This window comes from Streptomyces sp. NPDC088812, assembly GCF_044750285.1.
Classification (GTDB): Bacteria; Actinomycetota; Actinomycetes; order Streptomycetales; family Streptomycetaceae; genus Streptomyces.
In genome coordinates, this window is sequence record NZ_JBIVJP010000001.1 from 317500 (window position 1) to 337559 (window position 20060).

18 protein-coding genes are annotated in these 20060 nt (G+C 74.4%); 11 read left to right on the top strand and 7 right to left on the bottom strand.

Going from position 1 to position 20060, the window contains the following annotated elements:
• Window positions 1-551 precede the first annotated feature (551 nt).
• Window positions 552-1070 carry a roadblock/LC7 domain-containing protein gene (locus ACIP67_RS01375; RefSeq protein ID WP_401685597.1) on the top strand — a complete coding sequence of 173 codons (519 nt, stop codon included), beginning with the start codon at window positions 552-554 and terminating at the stop codon, window positions 1068-1070.
• A 47-nt stretch (window positions 1071-1117) separates the two neighbouring features.
• Here the strand turns inward: ACIP67_RS01375 and ACIP67_RS01380 are convergent, their stop codons facing one another.
• The 3 genes from ACIP67_RS01380 to ACIP67_RS01390 all read right to left on the bottom strand — a co-directional run bounded on the left by ACIP67_RS01380 (window position 1118) and on the right by ACIP67_RS01390 (window position 4396).
• A complete protein-coding gene (locus ACIP67_RS01380) occupies window positions 1118-1708 on the bottom strand; it encodes a hypothetical protein (protein ID WP_401685600.1) in 591 nt (196 codons plus the stop codon).
• Between the two features lie 436 nt (window positions 1709-2144).
• On the bottom strand, window positions 2145-3509 hold the full coding sequence (locus tag ACIP67_RS01385) for an FAD-dependent oxidoreductase (protein WP_401685603.1): 1365 nt from the start codon (window positions 3507-3509) through the stop codon (window positions 2145-2147).
• Window positions 3510-3760: 251 nt separating this feature from the next.
• Window positions 3761-4396 carry a TetR/AcrR family transcriptional regulator gene (locus tag ACIP67_RS01390; RefSeq protein ID WP_401685606.1) on the bottom strand — a complete coding sequence of 212 codons (636 nt, stop codon included), beginning with the start codon at window positions 4394-4396 and terminating at the stop codon, window positions 3761-3763.
• A 221-nt stretch (window positions 4397-4617) separates the two neighbouring features.
• Here ACIP67_RS01390 and ACIP67_RS01395 point away from each other — a divergent pair, with 221 nt between their 5' ends.
• From ACIP67_RS01395 to ACIP67_RS01405, 3 genes are all read left to right on the top strand, one after another.
• On the top strand, window positions 4618-6189 hold the full coding sequence (locus ACIP67_RS01395; RefSeq protein WP_401685608.1) for an APC family permease: 1572 nt from the start codon (window positions 4618-4620) through the stop codon (window positions 6187-6189).
• Window positions 6190-6236: 47 nt separating this feature from the next.
• Window positions 6237-7808 (top strand): amidohydrolase, encoded by a 1572-nt coding sequence (locus tag ACIP67_RS01400; RefSeq protein ID WP_401685611.1) that lies wholly within the window; start codon window positions 6237-6239, stop codon window positions 7806-7808.
• Between the two features lie 279 nt (window positions 7809-8087).
• Window positions 8088-8933: a DUF72 domain-containing protein gene (locus ACIP67_RS01405; protein ID WP_401685614.1), complete on the top strand. Its 846-nt coding sequence runs from the start codon at window positions 8088-8090 to the stop codon at window positions 8931-8933.
• Between the two features lie 118 nt (window positions 8934-9051).
• Here ACIP67_RS01405 and ACIP67_RS01410 read toward each other — a convergent pair whose 3' ends face one another.
• Window positions 9052-9750, bottom strand: a complete 699-nt coding sequence (locus ACIP67_RS01410) for a lipoprotein (protein WP_401685617.1) — start codon at window positions 9748-9750, stop codon at window positions 9052-9054.
• Between the two features lie 215 nt (window positions 9751-9965).
• Between ACIP67_RS01410 and rpmG the strand changes: the two genes are divergently transcribed.
• Window positions 9966-10130: a 50S ribosomal protein L33 gene (gene rpmG / locus ACIP67_RS01415; protein WP_401685620.1), complete on the top strand. Its 165-nt coding sequence runs from the start codon at window positions 9966-9968 to the stop codon at window positions 10128-10130.
• Window positions 10131-10158: 28 nt separating this feature from the next.
• Entirely contained in the window at window positions 10159-10281 is a 123-nt protein-coding gene (ykgO, locus tag ACIP67_RS01420) for a type B 50S ribosomal protein L36 (RefSeq protein WP_389522941.1), read from the top strand.
• 87 nt (window positions 10282-10368) lie between these two features.
• Here the strand turns inward: ykgO and ACIP67_RS01425 are convergent, their stop codons facing one another.
• Window positions 10369-10854 carry a cupin domain-containing protein gene (locus ACIP67_RS01425; RefSeq protein WP_401685623.1) on the bottom strand — a complete coding sequence of 162 codons (486 nt, stop codon included), beginning with the start codon at window positions 10852-10854 and terminating at the stop codon, window positions 10369-10371.
• A gap of 71 nt (window positions 10855-10925) precedes the next feature.
• Here ACIP67_RS01425 and ACIP67_RS01430 point away from each other — a divergent pair, with 71 nt between their 5' ends.
• The 4 genes from ACIP67_RS01430 to ACIP67_RS01445 all read left to right on the top strand — a co-directional run bounded on the left by ACIP67_RS01430 (window position 10926) and on the right by ACIP67_RS01445 (window position 17136).
• Complete coding sequence (locus tag ACIP67_RS01430; protein ID WP_401685626.1) at window positions 10926-12905, top strand: DUF1996 domain-containing protein; 1980 nt, start codon at window positions 10926-10928, stop codon at window positions 12903-12905.
• Window positions 12906-13144: 239 nt separating this feature from the next.
• Window positions 13145-15025 carry a hypothetical protein gene (locus ACIP67_RS01435; protein WP_401685629.1) on the top strand — a complete coding sequence of 627 codons (1881 nt, stop codon included), beginning with the start codon at window positions 13145-13147 and terminating at the stop codon, window positions 15023-15025.
• A gap of 160 nt (window positions 15026-15185) precedes the next feature.
• Complete coding sequence (locus ACIP67_RS01440) at window positions 15186-16571, top strand: diacylglycerol/lipid kinase family protein (RefSeq protein ID WP_401685631.1); 1386 nt, start codon at window positions 15186-15188, stop codon at window positions 16569-16571.
• Window positions 16564-17136, top strand: coding sequence for a phosphatase PAP2 family protein (locus tag ACIP67_RS01445; protein WP_401685634.1), 573 nt, complete (start codon window positions 16564-16566; stop codon window positions 17134-17136). Before ACIP67_RS01440 ends, ACIP67_RS01445 begins: the two co-directional genes overlap by 8 nt.
• A gap of 149 nt (window positions 17137-17285) precedes the next feature.
• Here the strand turns inward: ACIP67_RS01445 and ACIP67_RS01450 are convergent, their stop codons facing one another.
• Complete coding sequence (locus ACIP67_RS01450; protein ID WP_401685637.1) at window positions 17286-17921, bottom strand: class I SAM-dependent methyltransferase; 636 nt, start codon at window positions 17919-17921, stop codon at window positions 17286-17288.
• 551 nt (window positions 17922-18472) lie between these two features.
• Here ACIP67_RS01450 and ACIP67_RS01455 point away from each other — a divergent pair.
• On the top strand, window positions 18473-18646 hold the full coding sequence (locus ACIP67_RS01455; protein ID WP_385069634.1) for a hypothetical protein: 174 nt from the start codon (window positions 18473-18475) through the stop codon (window positions 18644-18646).
• A 67-nt stretch (window positions 18647-18713) separates the two neighbouring features.
• Here ACIP67_RS01455 and ACIP67_RS01460 read toward each other — a convergent pair whose 3' ends face one another.
• Window positions 18714-19910 (bottom strand): cytochrome P450, encoded by a 1197-nt coding sequence (locus tag ACIP67_RS01460; RefSeq protein WP_401685641.1) that lies wholly within the window; start codon window positions 19908-19910, stop codon window positions 18714-18716.
• Window positions 19911-20060: the final 150 nt, after the last annotated feature.

Here is a 20060-nt window from a genome sequence, read left to right on the forward strand (position 1 = left end):
CGCACGGGCTCACGTCCTGGTCGAAGAGCCGGCCGACAGGGTGGATCCCGTAGGTCATAAGTTCCGGAGGACTCGGCGGTCGGCGGCGTCACCGTCGAGGACTTCGACGATGCCATCGAAGCGTGGGGCGAGTGGTGGGGCGCCCTCATGTTCGCTGGGGTTCAGCCGTCCCTGACACGACGACCGGCGAACCCGTCCTGGACACCATCGACTTCGTACGTCCCGCAAGGTTCCGTCTGAGGGCGCGTCACCAAAGTCGGCAAGTGGTCAGCGTAAGTCCTGAAAAACTTGGCGAACGCCGCCGGAACGTGCGACTGCTGCGAGGCGGTGAAACGGGGCCTGACCTGGAATGATGCAGGTCAGGCGCCTCTCCGTGGCCCGGGCCTCCGCCCCGCGAAATGTTCCAGAGGAAAATGCCGAAGCCCTCACCTCGGCCCGGCACTTTCCGTAGTCTCGGGATCACGCTTCCGGTGCGGCCGTGCGGGGGATGTGCGGTCCGGCGCGCGCCGAAGTCCCCTTCCCCGCCCGGTGACGGCGAAAGGAGACCGGTCATGGCCGTCGAGGCCGAGATCCTCAACGAACTGCACCGGCTGCGTGCGCGCATGCCCCGGCTGACCGGGGCGCTCGCGGCCAGTGTCGACGGACTGGTCCTCGCCCAGGACATGCCCGGCGTCCAGCCGGAGGGCCTCGCGGCGCTCACCGCGGCCGCCCTCGGCGTCGGCTACCGCATGGTGGACCTCACGGACCGCGGGGAGTTCTGCGAACTGCTCGTGCGCGGCGCGGGCGGATACGTCGCCACCTACGCGGCCGGCCCCGCCGCCGTCCTCACCCTCCTCGCCGACGACCGGGCCAACGTCGGCCGGCTGCACCTGGAGGGGCGGCGCAGCGGCGCCCGCATAGCCGAGCTGATGGCGGCGCACCGGGCGGCCCCGGACGACGCCTCCCGGCCCCACCGCCCCGGCCCGTCCTCCCCGGCCCCGCCCACACCCGAGGGGCGTCCCCTGGGTGCCCTGCCGGTGCGCATCCCCCGTCAGTTCCGCCCGCTCAGGGGCCCGGAGCGCGACATCTGACGCACCTCACGTCACGTCACGTCGGCGTCGTCGGCGGGCGCGGGTGCTCATCTCCCGCCGCCCTCCGCCTCCGTACGACCGCGGCGCGGCGCGTGTCCGAGGCGTCCCCGTCGGCGGCCGGCGGGCCGTTCCGGTCCGGTGCCGCCGCCCGCGCCGGAGGCGCCGGGCGCGCTGAAGCCGCCGGGGACGAGACGCGGTGGCCCGATGGCGGTGGTGGCGGTGGTGGGTGTGGAGGCGGGCTCGGGGGGCGACGGGCTGGTGCCCGTCTCCTGCCGCGCCTCCGGTGGGTCCGCCGCCCTGGCGGACGGCGCCGCGCGGCCCAGCACCCGGGTGTGCGGCATCAACGCGGCGCAGGCGGCGCACACTTCGCTGAGGGTCCACACCTGGCCGACGGCCGGGTCGTGGCGCAGCACCAGGACGACCGTGCCCGCGCAGGCGATCCGGATGCCCTCGTGGGACGCGCACCGCTGGCCGCGGCACCAGCAGGCGGCGTCGGACCGTACCGAGGCCGCCCTGGCGTGAGCGGCGGCATGGGCCTCGGCGAAGCGGCGCAGGGCGGCGAGGTCGCGCGAGCGCGGCGGCATCGTGCACGCCGAGGAGCAGGTGACCGATGCCGTACGGTCCCGGTGACCGACCACGCGGATCGTCCAGCAGCGCCCGGGGCGACGGGATGACGGGGCGTCAGGGTACATGAGAGCCAAGACCACATGTCCTTAGGGAGAGGCGGGACGGGTGGAAAGGGCACTCCGGGCTGATTCCGGCACTGCGCACCGGAAGTGACCTCGTTCACAGCATGCCCGTGGCCCCGCGGACCATTCGCGCCGTGCTCCCTCTGGCCGACAGACCGCCGTCACCGGGGACAACAGCGCGTGAACGGCGTCCGCACACTCCCGGCGCGCACGCCCTTCGCACGTCGGTCCCCGGCACCGCCGAAGCCGGGCCGAGCGCGCCGCGCACGCCGCGCACCCTCTCGGCACAGGGGCACTGGGGCACAGGGACTCCCCGCCGGCCCGCCCCGGAAAGGCCGAGGGCCCGGAGGCGTGTCACCGCCTCCGGGCCCTCCTGCCGTCGTGCTTACGCGCCGCTCTCGCGGAGCATGTCCTCACGCTCGACGATCTTCACGCGCTCGCGGCCCTGCGGCTCGCCCAGTGCTTTCTCCGCGGCGTCCAGCTTGTACCAGCCCTCCCAGGTGGTGAAGCGGACCTCGCGCTCGGTGAGGAACGCGTCCACGGCCTGCGGGTCGGGCGAGGACGGCGTGTGCAGACGGCCGTTCGCGTAGTCGTCCAGCAGGTTCGACACCGTCTCGTTGGCGTCGCCCTTGGTGTGGCCGATCAGGCCGACCGGACCGCGCCGGATCCAGCCCGTGACGTACGTCGACTGCAGGTGGCCGCCGCTCTCCTCGATGACGCGGCCGCCGTCGTCCGGGACGGTGCCCGAGTCGATGTCCCAGGGCAGCTTGGGCAGCTTCTCGGACAGGTAGCCGACCGCGCGGTAGACCGCGGTGACGTCCCAGTCCTTGAACTCGCCGGTGCCCTTGACGTTGCCGGTGCCGTCGAGGGCGGTGCGCTCGGTGCGCAGGCCGACGACCTTGCCGTCCTCGCCGAGTATCTCCGAGGGCGACTCGAAGAAGTGCAGGAACAGTTTGTGCGGGCGGTCGCCGACGTCGCGGATCGCCCAGTTCTCCAGCGTCTTGGCGACCATGTCGGCCTGCTTGTTGCCGCGCCGGGTCTGGATGGAGCCGTCGTCGTAGTCGATGTCCTCGGGGTCGACGATGACCTCGATGTTGGGGGAGTGGTCCAGCTCCCGCAGCTCCATCGGGGAGAACTTCGCCTGCGCCGGACCACGGCGGCCGAAGACGTGGATCTCCAGCGCCTTGTTGGCCTTCAGGCCCTCGTAGACGTTCGGCGGTATCTCCGTCGGGAGCAGCTCGTCCGCGGTCTTGGCGAGGACGCGGGCCACGTCCAGGGCGACGTTGCCGACGCCGAGGACGGCGACCTTCTCCGCCTCCAGCGGCCAGGTGCGCGGCACGTCCGGGTGGCCGTCGTACCAGGAGACGAAGTCGGCGGCGCCGTAGGAGCCGTCCAGCTCGATGCCCGGGATCGACAGCTCGCGGTCGGCCATCGCGCCGGTCGAGAAGACGACGGCGTCGTAGAAGGCGCGCAGGTCGTCCAGGTTGAGGTCGGTCGGGTAGTCGACGTTGCCGAACAGGCGGATCTGCGGCTTGTCGAGGACCTGGTGCAGGGCGGTGATGATGCCCTTGATCCGGGGGTGGTCGGGCGCCACGCCGTAACGGATCAGGCCGAACGGGGCCGGCATGCGCTCGAAGAGGTCGATGGACACACCGGGGTCGGTGGCCACATCGGACTTGAGCAGCGCGTCGGCGGCGTAGATCCCGGCGGGGCCGGCTCCGACAATGGCTACCCGCAGGGGGCGGGGCATGATGGGGGTTCCCTTCGAGCGGCGACAGATCGACTCGACGGGAAGCCTAAACTAAGGCAAACCTAAGTCGGTACGGGGGTCCAGTCTATGAGCTCATAAGCATGATTTATGGGCCGACGGGCTCGCCGTGCGGCGGCTGATCGACGCCCCCGAGACACCCGACGCAGCGGTGAGATGAGAGCGCCCTGGCGAAGGAGTGCCCCGCCGGGCGAAGAAGGGCGACGCCGTGTCCGGCCCCGGGCAGAGCCGTCCTACGCCGGGTCCGCCGCCCCCGCCCCCGCCCCCGTCCCCCGCATCGCCCGCGCATGGGCGAGGAACGCGGACAGCCCCACCTCGAAGGCCCGGTCCGCGCGGCCCTCGCCCACCGCGGCCAGCGCCCGGGCCAGCCGCGGTGTCGGGGTGCGTTCCGTCAGCTCCCACATCGTCTCGGGGGCGGCGAGGTCGAGCGCGGAGCCCAGGACCAGGTTCTCCAGGGCGATGACCAGCGGCATCACCTCGGCGGTGCCGAATCCGGCGTCCAGCAGCAGGGTCACCGCCCGCTCGTACTGCTCCAGCACCCGCGGCGCCCGGACGGGCGACGTCATCAGCAGCGGAATGGTCCGCGGGTGCGCGGCGAACGCGGCACGGTAGGAGCGCGCCCAGGCCTCCAGCGCGGCGTCCCACGGGGTCAGGTCCAGCGTCCCGGGGTCGATCGAGGACACCACCCGCTCCCGCAGCAGCTCCACGATGCCGTCCCGGCCGTCGACGTGGTGGTACACCGAGCCGGTCTGCGCCCCGAGCCGCCGCGCGATCTGCGGGACGCTGAAGTCGCCCTGCTCGTCGACAAGTTGCAGCGCCGTGGCGGTGATGCGCTCGCGATCGAGGAGCGGTGTGCGCGGCCGTCCCATGGTCGGTGGTCCCCCTCAGGTCTTCCCGGATGCCCAACGGAAGGTTACATTGCGGAAACCGAAAGCCTTTAGGTTTACGGGTCCCGGCGCACGCCACCCCCGGTGCGCGGGGATCCCCGGCGCGATCCCGCACGCCGTGGTCCGGGCCCCGCCCGGACCGTGAACCCCGGCCGCCCGCACGCCCGGGACCCCCTCCCGTCCGCCGCCCGAAGGGTCTCCCCATGTCCGTGACCACCCCCGACCCCGCCGAGGCGAGAGCCGGCTCCGCCCCGGCGGGCCTGCGCACCGGCACCCTCGGCACCGCCGACATCGCCTTCTTCGTCGTCTCCGCCGCCGCCCCGCTGACCGTCATGGCCGGCGTGGCCCCGCTCGCGATCCTCCTCGGCGGCGTCGGCGCACCCGTCGGCTACCTCCTCGCGGGCCTCACCCTCGCCGTCTTCGCCGTCGGCTTCACCACGATGAGCCGGCACGTCACCAGCGGCGGCGCGTTCTACGCCTACATCACCCGCGGCCTCGGCCGCCCCGCCGGCGTCGGCGCCGCCCTCCTCGCCCTGATCGGCTACAACGGCATGGAGATCGGCGTCTACGGCCTCCTCGCCACCGCCACCCAGGACACCGTGCACGCCCTCTTCGGCACCGACGTGCCCTGGCTGCCCGTCTCCCTGGCCGGCCTGCTGCTCATCGGCTGGGGCGGCTACCGCTCCATCGACTTCGGCGCCAAGGTCCTCGGCGTCCTGCTCGTCGCCGAGACCGGCATCCTCGTCCTGCTCGCGGCGGGCGTGCTGATCGAGGGCGGGGCCGACGGGCTGTCGGTCGCCTCGCTGGCCCCCGACCACGTCCTCGTCCCCGGCACCGCCGCCGTCCTCGCCTTCGCGTTCGCCGCGTTCACCGGCTTCGAGTCGACCGTCATCTACCGCCGCGAGGCCCGCGACCCGCAGCGCACCGTGCCGCGCGCCACCTACTGCGCCGTCGCCTTCCTCGGCCTGTTCTACGCGTTCGTCGTCTGGATCGCCATCCAGGCCTTCGGCGACGACAAGGTCCTCGCGGCGGCCGCCGACGACCCGGCCGGCCTGTTCTTCACCGCCATCAGCACCTACGTCGGTGACTGGGCGGCCGACCTGATGCACGTCCTCATCGTCACCAGCGTCCTCGCCTCCCTCCTCGCCTTCCACAACGCCATCAACCGCTACGGCCTCGCCCTCGCGGAGGAGGGCGTGCTGCCCCGCGCCCTGGGACGCGTCCACCCCCGCCACCGCTCCCCGTACGTCGCCGGTCTCGCCCAGACCGTCCTCGGCGCCGTGGTCGTCCTCGCCTTCTGGGCGGCAGGAGCCGACCCGTACGGGCAGCTCCTGCTCTACGTCAACACGCCGGGGATGATCGGCCTGCTGCTGTTGCAGCTCCTCGCCGCGATCGCCGTGCCCTGCTACTTCCGCCGGGTCCGCCACCAGGAGGGCGCGCTGCGCACCCTCGTCGCGCCGGTCACCGCGAGCCTCCTGCTGGCCGCCGCGATCGCCCTGGTCGTCGGCCACATCGACCTGTTCACCGGCGCGTCCTCGACGGTGAACACCGTGCTGGTCGCCATGGCGCCGGTCGTCTTCGCCGCCGGCCTCCTCCTCGCCCGGTGGCTGCGCCGCGCACGACCGGAGGTGTACGCCCGCTTCGGCTCGGACCGGGCCGACCCCACCGCGTCCGACTCCACCGCATGTGCCTCCACCGCGTCCGATCCCACCGCGTCCGACTCCACCGCGTCCGACCCGACCGTCCCCGACCCGTCCGCCGCGCCCCCCGCGTGACCGCATCCGTCACCGCACCGAACCAGCCCCAGTAAGGGAGTCCCCCCATGCCCACCGCCGACCTGATCGTGACCGGAGCCCGGGTCCGCACCCTCGACCCCGCCCGCCCGCTGGCCACCGCCGTCGCCGTACGCGACGGGATCGTCGCCGCCGTGGGCGAGGAGGACGACGTACGGGACTGGCGCGGGTCCGGCACCGAGGTCGTACGGCTCGACGGCGCGCACCTCGTGCCCGGGCTGGTGGACGGCCACAGCCACCCGGTCTGGGGCCTGGAGATGGCGACCGGCACCGACCTGTCGGCCGTGACGGACCTGGCCGGACTGCGCGCCGCGCTGGCGTCGGCCGAGCGCGTCGACGGCTGGGTGCTCGGGTACGGCCTGGACCACAACGCCTTTGAGGGCCGGCCCGTGGACCGCGCCCTCGTGGAGGACGTGCTCGCCGGGTCGCCCGCCTTCCTGCGCCTGTACGACGGCCACTCCGCCCTCGTCGACGGCAAGGCGCTCGCCGCCGCCGGCGTCACCGGGCCGCGCCACTTCGACCAGCGCTCGGAGGTGGTGTGCGACGCCGGGGGACGGCCCACCGGGCACCTCGTCGAGCACGCGGCGATGGACCTGGTCGTGGCCGTCGCGCCCCGCCCGTCGCACGCGGCCCGCCGCGCCCGGCTGCTCGACCTGCTGGCGGAGATGGCGGCGACCGGGCTCACCGGGGCCCATGTGATGGACGGCGGCGACCTCGACCTGGTGGCCTCCGTGGCCGAGGAGACGGTCCTGCCGCTGCGGCTGCGGTTCGCGCCCTGGTGCATGCCGGGCGCGGACGCCGACGACCTCGCGGAACTCGTCGCGGCCCAGGACCTGAACGGCCGTCACTGGAGGGTCGGCGGCGTGAAGTTCTTCATGGACGGCACCGTCGAGGGCGGCACCGCCTGGCTGGAGCACGCCGACTGCCACGGCCAGGGCACGGACGCCTTCTGGCCGGACCCGGAGGGCTACGCCGCCGCCGTCCGCACGCTCGACGCGGCCGGCGTACGGACCGCCACGCACGCCATCGGGGACGCGGCCGTCCGCCACGTCCTGGACACCGTGGCCGCCCTCGGACCGGGCGCCCGGGGCCGGCACCGCATCGAGCACATCGAGACGGCGCCGGACGAGCTGCTGCCCCGGTTCGCGCAGGCCGGAGTGGCCGCGTCGATGCAGCCCCCGCACACCGCCTACACCCGCCCCGACGGCAGCGACGAGTGGTCCCGCCGGCTCGGCGCCGCACGGGCCGCGCACGCCTGGCGCCTGCGCGACCTGCGCGACGCGGGCGCCACCCTCGCGCTCGGCTCGGACTGGCCCATCGCCCACCACGACGTCCGCGCGGTCCTGGCGACGGCCCGCAGCCCCCGGGGCGCGGCCTCCCGGCGGCCGGGTCTGACCGGCCTCGAAGCACTGGAGGGGTGCACCACGCACGCGGCCCGCGCGGCGGGCGAGCCGGACGTCGCGGGCCGGATCGCGCCCGGTTTCCGCGCCGACCTCACGGCCTTCGCCCTGGACCCGGTCGAGGCCCCCGCGGACGAACTGGCCGAGGCACCGGTCCGGCTGACGGTGACCGGTGGTCACGTGGTGCACCGGGAGGCCTGAGGTGCATCGGCGGGCCTGAGGCGCACCGGGAGGTCTGAGGTGCATCGGCGGGTTTGAAGTGCATCGGCGGGCCTGAGGCGCATCGGGAGGCCTGAGGCGCATCGGCGGGTCTGAGGTGCATCGGGAGGCCTGAGGCGCATCGGGAGGCCTGAGGTGCATCGGCGGGTCTGAGGCGCATCGGCGGGTCTGAGGTTCACCGGTGGGCCTGAGGTGACGGGCGGTCAGGTCGGCCCGCCGGGATCGAGGAGGATCTTCCCGGCGGCGGGGTAACCGCCCGTCATGGGCGAGATACTGGTCGGCACCTGCTCGTGGACGGACCGGGCGCTCGTCGGCAGCGGCTGGTACCCACCGGGACGGCGGGACGCGGAGGGCCGGTTGCGGCACTACGCCGGGCGCTTCCCGGTCGTCGAGGCGGACTCGACGTACTACGGCCTGCCGAACGAGCGCACCAGCCGGCTGTGGGCCGAGCGCACACCCGAGGACTTCGTGTTCGACGTGAAGGCCTTCTCCCTGCTCACCGGCCACCCCACCCGGCCCGCCGCCCTGCCGCCCGGGCTGCCCGGGGACGTCCGCTCCCCGAAGGCGCTGGACGAGGTGTGGCGCCGGTTCACGGACGGCGTCGAGCCGCTGCGCGAGGCGGGGCGGCTGGGCGCGGTCCTCTTCCAGTTCCCGCCGTGGCTGCGACCGGGGGCGCGGGCCCGCGCCGTCCTCGCGGACTGCGCCGAGCGCACCGCCGGGTGGCCGGTCTGCGTGGAGTTCCGGCACCCCGACTGGTGGCGCGGCCCGCAGGAGCGTACGACCGCCGAGGCGCTGCGGTCGTACGGATTCGCCGCCGTCGCCGTGGACATGGAGCCGTCGCTGCCGTCCGCGGTTCCCCCGGTCACGCCCGTCACCTCGCCACGGCTGGCGGTCGTGCGCCTCCACGGTCGCAGCCCGGCCTGGGGAACCGGCAGCAAGGAGGACCGCTTCCGCCACGAGTACACCGACGGCGAACTGCGCGAGTGGCTGCCCCGGGTGCGCGCGCTGGCCGGGCGGGCCGAGCGGGTGCACGTGCTGTTCAACAACTGCTGTGCCGACGCCGCGGTCCGGGCCGCCACGAGGATGCGTGCGCTCCTCGACTGTTGAAAGCAGCCGGGGGCCGGGGGCCTGGGCCCGGCGGTGCGACGGCCCGGCGGTGTGCCGGGCCGCTGGTGTGCCAAGCCGGCGTCTCGGCGGTGCGGTGGCCCGGGAGTGCGGCGGCGTCTCAGGCGGTCGCCTTCAGGGTGCTCTTGGCCAGTTCGAACGCCGGCAGCATCTCCTCGTGCTCCTCGGTGTCCATGCCGCCGAGGTGCAGCACGACCGGGCCGTCGGTCGTGGTCACCGCGAGAGCGCGCTCCTTCTTCGTCTCCTCCAGCACCTCGCTCGTGGTGACGTACTCCACCTCCGCGCCGTGGAGGCCGCCCGCCCCGAAGGAGCGGTACTCCGCCCCGCTCGCCCCGCTCTCCGCGGCGACGAACTGCTCCAGCACGGCGCGCGCGTCGGCGTCGCCCGGCTCACCGGTCCACACGCGCAGGAAGCCGATGTTCCCCGCGGGCTTGGCGTCGACCTCGCAGGCCATGGTGACGGGGCCCTGGCGCAGCAGCGCGTCGGCGAGTTCGTCGGCGAGTTCGTCGGTCAGTTCGTCGCCGGTGTCGCTCTTCTGCACGGCCGCGTCGACGGCCTCGGCCGTCCAGGACTCGGCGATGTCGAAGGTGACGGGCAGCTCGCACGCGGACCCGTCGGCGCCGATGCTGCCTCCGCGGGCCGCGACGCCGGCCGTCTCCGCCGCTTCCGCCGTCTCCGCCGTGGCCTTCCCCGGCGACGCCTCCGTGCCGCGTCCCGCCTCCCCGCAGCCCGTCGCCACACCCGTCAGCAGAGCCGCCGCCGCCAGACCCCGCCCCACGTTCCCCACCCCGAAACGCACCGCTGTCCCTCCTCGTGTTCGCGGTACCTGTCGCGGTACCGGCGGAGCACTGTAACCGAGGCCGGCGTCGCACACCTGCGCGCCCGGTGCCGGAAACGATCCGCTGCCGGGAATGCCCCGGCACGGTCCGCGGTTGTAGCGCGTGTCTGGCATGCACCACTCAATGAGGCACCACTCGACGAGGCAGGGTGCGATGCCGGTGGAAGGAGATCCCCATGGCACGCAGCACGGCGCGCCCCGTCGTGACCCTCAGGTCCTCGGCGGGCACCGGTGTCACCTACGTGACGCGCAAGAACCGTCTCCACGACCCGGACCGGATGGTCCTGCGCAAGTACGACGCCGTGGCCGGGCGGCACGTCGACTTCCGCGAGGAGCGATGACCCCGGCGTACGACCCCAGGAGGCAGTCATGAAGGTGCGCGGATCACTGCGCTCACTGAAGTCCAGGCCCGGCGCCCAGGTGGTGCGCCGCAAGGGGGTGACCTTCGTCATCAACAAGAAGGAGCCCCGCTTCAAGGCCCGCCAGGGCTGACCGGCCCGACCGGCCCGACCGGCCCGACCGGCCCGACCGGCCCGCTGGGCCCGGCCCCCGCACGGGGCCGGGCCCAGCGGCGTGCCGTCACCCGCCCTCCACGCCCACCGGGCGGATCGGCCACTGCCGACCTACGGTGGGGGAGCGGCCGGGCTCCCCCGGGAACCCGTCCGCTCCCGGCCGGCGCCGACTTCCCCCATCGTCCGATCCGGCCGGGACCCCTGCGCCCTCGCCCTCCCGCACCGGCGCCTCGGCGCGCGTGGAGAGCGGACTGCCGACCGGCAGGAAGAACAGGGCGCAGAGGGCCAGTGTCCCCGTCTCCCGGTTCTCCGCCCTGTGCACGCCCCGCGGGCCCACCGGCTCCACGATGGCCTCCCCCGTGCGGGTGACGCACTCGGAGCCGTCCGCCAGCGTCCGGGTGAGCGTCCCGGCGGTCACCACGGCGACGACCCGTCCCTCGTGGTAGTGCCACGGCAGCTCACCGCCCGGCGGGATCTCGTACCGCGCCAAGACGATCCGGGTGCGCTCGGGCACGGAGAGGGCGAGCCGCTCGGTGAGCAGGCCGTCGGCCAACAGGGCCGGTACGGCGTCGGCGGCGGGCGCGGCCGACGCGGGCGACGGTTGTCGGCAGTCGGCTGACCGGTGTGCCGGACGAGGCCGCGCCGGAGGTCGACCGGGAACTCGCGGCGCTCGACGAGCAGATCGCCGCCGCCTACCGGCGACTGCAGGAGTCGGCACAGGCCGTGCGCGAGGACGTCGGCTTCGCCGACGAGGCGGTGATGAACCCGCTGGAGGAGAAGCGCGGCGCCACGATCGAGCGCATCGCGGTCGCCATCGACCGCGTCGGCGACCGCCCGGAGGGACTGGCGGACCTCGCCGCCTGCAGCCTTCGCACCGCCGACGACCAGGCGGGGGAGAGCGGCCGGGGCCAGGACGGCGACGAGGACGACGGCCAGGACGGCGACGAGGACGACGGCCAGGACGGTGGTCAGGACCGCCAGGACGACGGCCAGGCGGGCGAGGGCGGCCAGCAGGACCAGGGCGGTCAGCAGGACCAGGGCGGTCAGGAGGACCAGGGCAGTCAGGAGGACGAGGACGGTCAGCAGGACGAGGGCGGTCAGGAGGGCAACGGCGGCCAGGCCGGAAACGGCCCCGTGGCCGCCGATTACGTGGACATCACCACCGTCCAGCCCGCGCGGCGGACCCCGCCGGCGACCGCCGACGCGTCCCGCGGCACCTTCACCACCAGCTGCGGAGTCAACTCCAACGGTCTGTTCAACTCCGACAACGTGATCGTCGCCCCGGGCGTCACCAACGGCGCCCACCACTTCCACGACTACGTCGGCAACCAGTCCAACGACGCCTTCGCCTCCGACGAGGACCTCGCGAACGCCGAGACCAGCTGTGCCGACCAGGGCGACAGGTCCTCGTACTTCTGGCCCGTCCTGCGTCTGCAGAACGGCACCGAGGAGCAGGACGCGGACGCTCCCGGCGGCGGTATCGAGGGCAACGCCGGTGAGATCGTCACGCCCGAGGAGGTCACCATGACCTTCGTGGGGAACCCGCGCGCCGAGGTCACCGCCATGCCGCGGCTGCTGCGGATCATCACCGGCGACGCCAAGGCGTTCGTCAACGGCACGGCCAACGCCAACGCGTCCTGGAGCTGCACCGGCTTCGAGGACCGGCAGCTCGAGGACAAGTACCCGCTCTGCCCCGAAGGCAGTGACGTCGTGCGCAGCTTCCGCTTCCAGAGCTGCTGGGACGGCGACAACATCGACAGCGCCAACCACCGCACCCATGTGGCCTTCGCCGCCGCCGACGGGGGCTGCCCGGCCGGCTTCCGGGCCATCCCGCAGCTCGTGCAACGGATCGTCTACGACGTCGACGCGCCCAGTCTTCAGGACGATGGTCGCACCACTCCGCTGTTCGCGGTGGACTCCTTCCCCGAGCAGCTGCACAAGCCGGTCACGGACCACGGCGACTTCATCAACGTCTTCGACGAGGACCTGATGGGCCAGCTGGTCGACTGCATCAACGAGGGCCGCACCTGTGGCGCCGGTTCCGGCGGCAGCGACGACGGCGGCGACGGGACCGGCGACGGGACCGGCGACGGAGGTGACACCGGCGGCGACACCGGGGGTGCCGACGACAACGGCAACGATGGCGGCAGCGACCAGGGTGGAGACCAGGACCAGGGCGGAGACCAGAACGAAGGGGAAGACCAGGACCAGGGCGGCCAGGACCAGGACGAGCCCGCCGCCGACGACACGGGTTCCGCCGGCACCCCCCGCACCACGGAGCCCCGCGTCGACACCGCGCCGACCACCAAGTCGACCCGAGCGGCGACCACGCCCGCCCAGGACAGCGGCTCCGGCAGCGGCTCCGGCAGTGGCTCCGACGACGGCTCGGACACCGGCGCGCAGGGCGACGCAGGTGCCGCCGCGACGGTCCCGGCGCAGACCACGCCCCCGGCCGACGCGGGCGACACGCCCGTCGTTCCGGCACCCCAGGCCCAGGGCGGCCTGGCCGACACCGGCGCCGACCTGTGGCCCGCGGCCGCCGGAGGCCTGCTGGTGATCGGCGGCTTCGTCCTCCTGCGCCGTACCGCCAGGCGTCCGTACTGACCGTGCCGGGGCCGACCCCCGGTGACCCCTGGGGGCCGGCCCCGGCACCACCTCCCCGGCACCGCCCTCCCGCCGAGGTCTCCTCGCGCGGCGGCGGGCACGTTCGGGTGCTCCCGGGCGTCATGCGCCGCACCGCCACCGGACCGCGCGGTATATCTCGCTCGGAGCGACCGCCCGGGCCGCTCCGGGCGGCACCGGCCCCGGGAGCCGGGCCGCCGCCACGCGACCAGGGGAGCGCCATGGACCACACGGAGTACGGCTACGACCTCGGCACCCACGGCCGGCCCGTCACCACCTCGTCCCCCGAGGCGCAGACCTGGTTCGACCGCGGCCTGGTCTGGTCGTACGGCTTCCACCACGAGGAGGCCGTCGCCTGCTTCGAGAACGCCGTCCGCGCCGACCCCGACTGCGCGATGGCGTACTGGGGCATCGCGTACGCCCTCGGACCCAACTACAACAAACCCTGGGAGTTCTTCGACGAGCGGGACCTGACCCGGACCGTGGCGCGCACCCACGAGGCGGTCGAACGCGCCCACGAGAAGGCCGCCCGCGCCAACCCCGTCGAACAGGCACTGATCGGCGCCCTGCGCGCCCGCTACCCGCAGGAGCGGCCCGCGACGGACTGCTCGGAGTGGAACGCCCCCTACGCCGACGCCATGCGCGCCGTCCACGCACTGGCCCCCGACGACCTCGACGTCGCCGCCCTGTACGCCGACGCCCTGATGAACCTGACACCCTGGCAGCTGTGGGACCTGCGCACGGGCGAACCCGCCGAGGGCGCCCGCACCCGGGAGGCCGAGGCGGTGCTCGACCGCGCGCTCGCCACCGCGGCCGGCACCGACCACCCCGGCGTCCTGCACTTCTACATCCACCTGCTGGAGATGTCACCGGCCCCCGAGCGGGCCCTGCCGGTCGCCGACCGGCTGCGCGACCTGGTGCCCGACGCCGGGCACCTCCAGCACATGCCCTCCCACCTGGAGGTGCTGTGCGGCGACTACCGGGCCGTGGTGTCCGACAACACGCGGGCGATCGCCGCCGACGAGAAGTACCGGGCCCGGGCCGGGGCGATGAACTTCTACACCCTCTACCGGTCCCACAACCACCACTTCAAGATCTACGGCGCGCTGTTCCTCGGCCAGGCGCGGGTGGCCCTGGAGGCCGCCGACCGGCTGGAGGAGTCGCTGCCGGAGGAACTGCTGCGGGTGGAGAGCCCGCCCATGGCGGACTGGCTGGAGGCGTTCCTCGCCATGCGGGTGCACGTGCTGATCCGCTTCGGCCGCTGGGCCGACATCCTGGACCTGCCCGCGCCCGCCGACCCCGAGCTGTACAGCATGACGACCGCCATGCGGCACTACGCCCGCGGCGTCGCGCTCTCCGCGACCGGCCGGATCCCCGAGGCCGGGACCGAACGCCGCCTGTTCCACGAGGCCGCCGCCCGGGTCCCCGGGACCCGGATGCTGTTCAACAACACCTGCGCCGACATCCTCGCCATCGCCTCCGCGATGCTCGACGGCGAACTGGAGTACCGCACGGGCCGGTACGACGCCGCCTTCGCCGCCCTGGAACGGTCGATCGCCCTGGACGACGGCCTGCCCTACGACGAACCGTGGGGCTGGATGCAGCCCACCCGGCACGCCTACGGCGCCCTCCTGCTGGAGCAGGGCCGTGTCGAGGAGGCCGAGGCGGTCTACCGCGCCGACCTCGGCCTCGACGACACCCTGCCGCGTCCCTCCCAGCACCCCGGCAACGTGTGGTCGCTGCACGGACTGCACGAGTGCCTCCTTCGGCTCGGGAAGGACGGCGAGGCCCGGATCGTCGCCCAGCAGCTGAAGTTGGCGGCCGCGCTGGCGGACGTACCCGTCACGGCGTCCTGCTTCTGCCGCCTCGACACCACCCCCGCGACGACCCCTGAGACCACCCCAGGGACCACCCCCGCGACCACCGCCGCGACCACCCCTGAGACCACCCCCGGGACCACCGCCGCGACCACCCCTGAGACCACCCCCGGGACCACCGCCGCGACCACCGCCGCGACCACCCCTGAGACCACCCCCGGCACCACCGCCGGCACCGCCCCCGAGGCCCCCGGCACATCCGGCTGCTGCGGCATGGACAATTGACCTACCGGCCGCCCGGGATGCCGAGCGGCCACGCCGTCACGACCATGGACGCACCGGGCCCGCACGGGCCCGCGGAGGCGTCGGCACGACGGCGCTGTCCACGCGGAACAGGGGGACGTCGCACGATGGCGGGCACGAAGTGCACGAGGGCGGGCGCAGGGTGAACGAGACGGAGACGACCACGACGAGACCCGGCGGCCGGGACCGGCCGTACGGCGGGATCGGCCGCGCGCGGGGCTGGGCGCGGCTCGCCCTCCTGCTGGTCGCGGGCTGTGCCGTCGTCGTGGGAGCAGGAGCCGGATCCGGCGGCTGGCTGGTCCTGCTCGTCGGACTCGCCGGGCTCGGGGTGGCCGGGGCCGGCGTGTGGTGGATGCTCGCCCACCGGGGCGGGGCCCGCCTCCTCGGCGGCCTGCTGGCCGTGGCCGCGCCCGTCGGCGTCCTGGTGCTGTACGCGGCCTCGGGGCTGTGGGTGGTGGCGGTCGGCGCGGTCTCGCTGTGGGCGGCCGCCCTCGCCTCCGCCCGGACCGCGCTGCGCGGCCTGCGCCGGCCGCGCGGCCCGCACACCCGCCGGACGCCGCCGCCCCGGCAACCGGTGCTGATCATGAACGTGCGGTCGGGCGGCGGCAAGGTCGAGCGGTTCGGCCTCGTCCAGCGCGCCCAGGAACTGGGCGCCCGGGTGGTCCTGCTCGGCCCGGACACCTGGGCCGACCCCGTGGAGGTGGCCCGGCAGGCCGTGGCCGACGGCGCGGACCTGCTCGGCGTCGCCGGCGGCGACGGCACCCAGGCGCTCGTCGCGGGGGTGGCGGCGGAGCACGGCCTGCCCTTCCTGGTGATCGCCGCGGGCACCCGCAACCACTTCGCCATGGACCTCGGCCTGGACCGCACCGACCCCGTGCGCAGCCTCGACGCCCTCACCCACGGTGTCGAACTCCGCGTCGACCTCGGCGACGTCGACGGGCGGCCCTTCGTCAACACCGTGTCCTTCGGGGCGTACGCGGAGGTCGTGCAGAGCCCGGAGTACCGCGACGCCAAGGCCGCCACCTTCCTCGAGCACCTGCCCGACCTGCTGGCCGGCGACGGCGGCGCGACCCTCGACGTCCGCGCGGACGACGCCCGCCTCCACGCGCCGCAGGCCGTGCTGGTCAGCAACAACGCCTACGCCCGCGCCGATCCGCTCGGCGGAGGCCGCCGCCCCCGCCTGGACGCCGGTCTGCTCGGTGTGATCGGCATCCGGGTGGAGGGCGCCGCCCAGGCCGCCGAACTGGCCCTGCTCGGTGAACGGGCCAGCGGCATCACCTCCCTCACCCCCCGGCGCGTGGTCGTCGAGGCCGACCGGGACCGCATCCCGGTGGCCGTCGACGGCGAGGCACTCGAACTGCCCACGCCGGTGGTGTGCACCGTACGGCCCAGCGTGCTCCGGGTGCGGGTGCCCCGGCACCGCCCCGGCGCCGCCTACGCGCCACCGACGGTCGACTGGCGGCGCATCGTCCGCCTCGCCCTCGGCCACCCCGACCCCCGCACGATCAAGGATGCGTACGATGTCTGACCGCCGCCCGAAGCCCTCCGCCCTGCGCCTGGTGGGCGACCTCGCCACCCTGGACCAAGCGCTGTACGAAGCGGTCACCGTCACCAGGACGCCCACGCTGGACACCGCGCTGCGCCGGCTGTCCGCGGCCGCCGACCACTCCAAGCTCTCCTTCGCCGTCGCCGCGGGCCTGGCCCTGTGCGGCGGCCGGTCGCGCCGCGCCGCCGCCCTGGGCGTCGCCGCCATCGGGGTGGCGTCGGCGAGCGCCAACATCCTCGGCAAGAAGCTCGTCCGGCGCCCGCGCCCGCACCGCGCCGTGGACTCGCCGTTCCCGGGACGGCACGTGCCGATGCCGGACTCGGCGTCCTTCCCGTCCGGGCACACCGCGTCGGCGGTCGCCTTCGCGGCCGCCGTCGGCCCGGCCCTCCCGGCCGCCGCGGTCCCCCTGGGCCTGCTCGCCTGCGCGGTGGGCTACTCCCGGGTCCACACCGGCGTGCACTACCCGGGCGACGTGGTGGCCGGCGCACTGCTCGGCACCGGCTCGGCGGCGCTGGTCCTGGCGGCCGTGTCCCGCTACGACGGCTGAGGAGGGGCGGGGAGGGGTTCCGCCCCGTCACGACGTCCGAGGGCGCGGGCGACCGCGCGGGACCAGGCCGCTACGACGGCTGAGCACGGGCGGGGGAGGGACCGGCCCCGTCACGGCGGCTGCAGGCGCGGGCGGGCGGGACCCGGCCGCTACCGCCGTACGCAGTGCAGGAAGAGGTGGGGCTCGGGTACGGCCTCCGGATGGTCGGGGGTGAACAGCGTGTTCTCCTCGGCCAGCACCGTCAGACCCGCTCCGGTCACCACCTCGACCAGGTCGGCGCCGGCGAAGCTGGTGACCCGCACCGGCTGTCCCATGAAGACGGCGTCGACGCCCTCGACGTCCAGCGGCACGGTGGCGAGCACGAGGCTGCCGCCCGGCACCAGCGCCCGGGCCAGCCGGCCGATCAGCGCGGCCTGGTCCCCGCGGTCCAGCTGGAGCAGGGAGAAGTACACGCACACCGCGTGGAACGAGCCGGCGTCGAGCGGCAGGTCCCGCACGTCCGCGCACCGGAACGCCGCCTCCGGCACCTGCCGGGAGGCGAGGTCCACCATGACGGGGGAGACGTCGACCCCCAGCACGTCGTGCCCCGCCCCCGCCAGGACGGCGGCCGTCGGCCGGCCCGTGCCGCTGCCGACGTCCAGCACCCTGCTGCCCGGGGCGAGCCGCCCCAGCAGCCACTCCAGGGACCGGTGGTGGGCCTCGGAGTGCGCGAACGCCTTCTCGTAGACCCCTCCCAGCGCGTCGAAGACCGCCGCCGCCCGCCGCCCGTCGTCCGTGCCGCCCAAGCCGGGCCTCCCCTCGTGCCGGCCGGCCGTCGGACCGGCCGGATGCCGCGCATCCTCGCACCCCTGAGGGCGGGTCACAACGGCTGCTCCTCCCGCCGGGTGTACGCCGGCGTCTCGTGCCGGCGTCGCACCGGAGGTCCGGTGACGTCTCGGTACGGCCCTCCGCCTCCGCCACCCGCCGCGCGGCCTCGTACCGCCGCACGGCCTCGTACCCCGCGCGGCCTCGTCGTGCAGGCCGGTGCGGGCTGGCCGGCCAGCCCGCCGTCCTCCTCGGCGGCGAACGCTACGGAGCGCAACCGGTCGACCACCGCCCCGCGGACCGCCGGGCTCATCGGTCCGCCCCCCAGCCGCCTGGCTTTCCAGCGCATCACGCCTCCCTGGGACGCCAGTTGGTCCGGCAGGGATCAATTCACGCCATGCGTGCGGCGGCGGTTCACGGAAGCGGCCGGAATGAGAGTTTCCGCTACCGTCAGTAACATGATCAACTCTGGTCGGGTGGCGCGTACTGGCGAGTAGGTACGGCCCCCACGACCGTCGCCCTGGAGGACCCCATGACCTCGACCGAGGATGCCCTGCACCAGACCCGTGCCACCTACGAGGAGCACGTCCGCACCTGCCGCCAGTGTCACGCCGACACGGTGCCGTGCGCGGTCTCGAAACTCCTTCTGCGTGCCTACAACAACGCGCGGAGAGAGCAGATCCGCGCGAACTCGGCGGCCCGCTGAGGGCCCCGCCGCGCCGGTGCGGTCCGCCTCGGGCGGGCCCGCACCGGGCGCCGCGGCACAGGCCGCCTCACGGCCCCTCGGACACCGTCACGGTCAGGTCCCTGATCGCGTAGCCGCCGATGTCGTCCTTGAACGACACCCGCGGCCGGCCGGTCATGCGCAGTCCGTCGAGCGCGAAGAGCCGGCTCAGCAGGACATCCGCCTCCAGTACGGCGACGGCGGCGCCCGGACAGCGGTGGGGGCCGTCCCCGAAGGCGAGCCCGGCCGCACCCGGGCCCTGCCCCAGCACCCGGTCGGGACGCAGCAGGTGCGGATCGTGACCGACGGCCTCCGGATCGGCGTTCGCCTCGTCGACGAAGACGGTGATCAGCTCGCCGGGGCGGACCCGTGCACCGCCGTCCGGCGTGGGCAGTTCCAGGGGCGCGGTGGCCCGGCGGGAGAGCCGCGCCACGACGGGTTCCAGCCGCAGGATCTCCTGGAGCAGTCCGAGCCGCTCCGCTTCCGCCGCTGCCCGGTACCGGGCGAGGAGCCGGGGATCGTCGAAGAGATGCCAGGCGGCGACGCAGATGAACTCGCGGGTGGTGACCATCCCGGCCGCCGCGTAGGTGAGGCACTCGCCGAGGATCTCGGCGTCCGAGCACCCGTCGGACAGCAGGTGGGAGATGAGGTCGTCCCGCTCCTCGCGGCGGTGGGCGCGGATCGCGGGACGCACGTCGGCGAGATGGATGCGCAGCCAGTTCGCGTTCTGCCGCACCAGCCAGTACAGGCCCCGGGCACTGGTGAGCCCGGGGCTGCCGAACTTCTCGGGGAAGAAGCGCTCCAGCCTGTCCTTCAGGCCCGGCCGGCTGTGGCGCAGCCCGATGATGTCGCGCACCACCTCGATCGCCATCGTGAAGCTCAGATCGGACAACCGCGCCGTACCGGCCGCCCGCACCGCCGCCACCTGCTCCTCGGCGACCCGCACCATCAGCTCGCGGTAGTGCCCGTCCACGCGGCGCGGTGTGAAGAAGCGGGCGGTCCGCCGCCGTTGCTCGCGGTGCTCGGCCCCGTCCTGGTACAGCACGGGACGGCGGATCCGGGACGGCAGCTTCTCCACCGTCTCGATGCCCAGACCGGCCTGCACGGTGTCCGTGGCGCGCAGCACCTCCCGGGCGACCGCGTACCCGTGCACCTGCCAGCTCCCGTCCGCCGTACGGCTCACCGGGCAGCGGGGCCGCTCGCGCCCCCGGTCGACCTTCCGTACGGTCTCCTGCGCGTCCGCCATCGGACCACCCCCTCCTCCTTCACCGGCCGGAGCCAGTGTGACCGCACGGACGGTCGTGCGGCGCGCCTTTACCGGCCACAGCCGCGTTCCCGGCGGAATCGGTCGAAGTCGCGTGCTGGGCGGAACCGGCTGCCGCCGTGCCATGCGGAT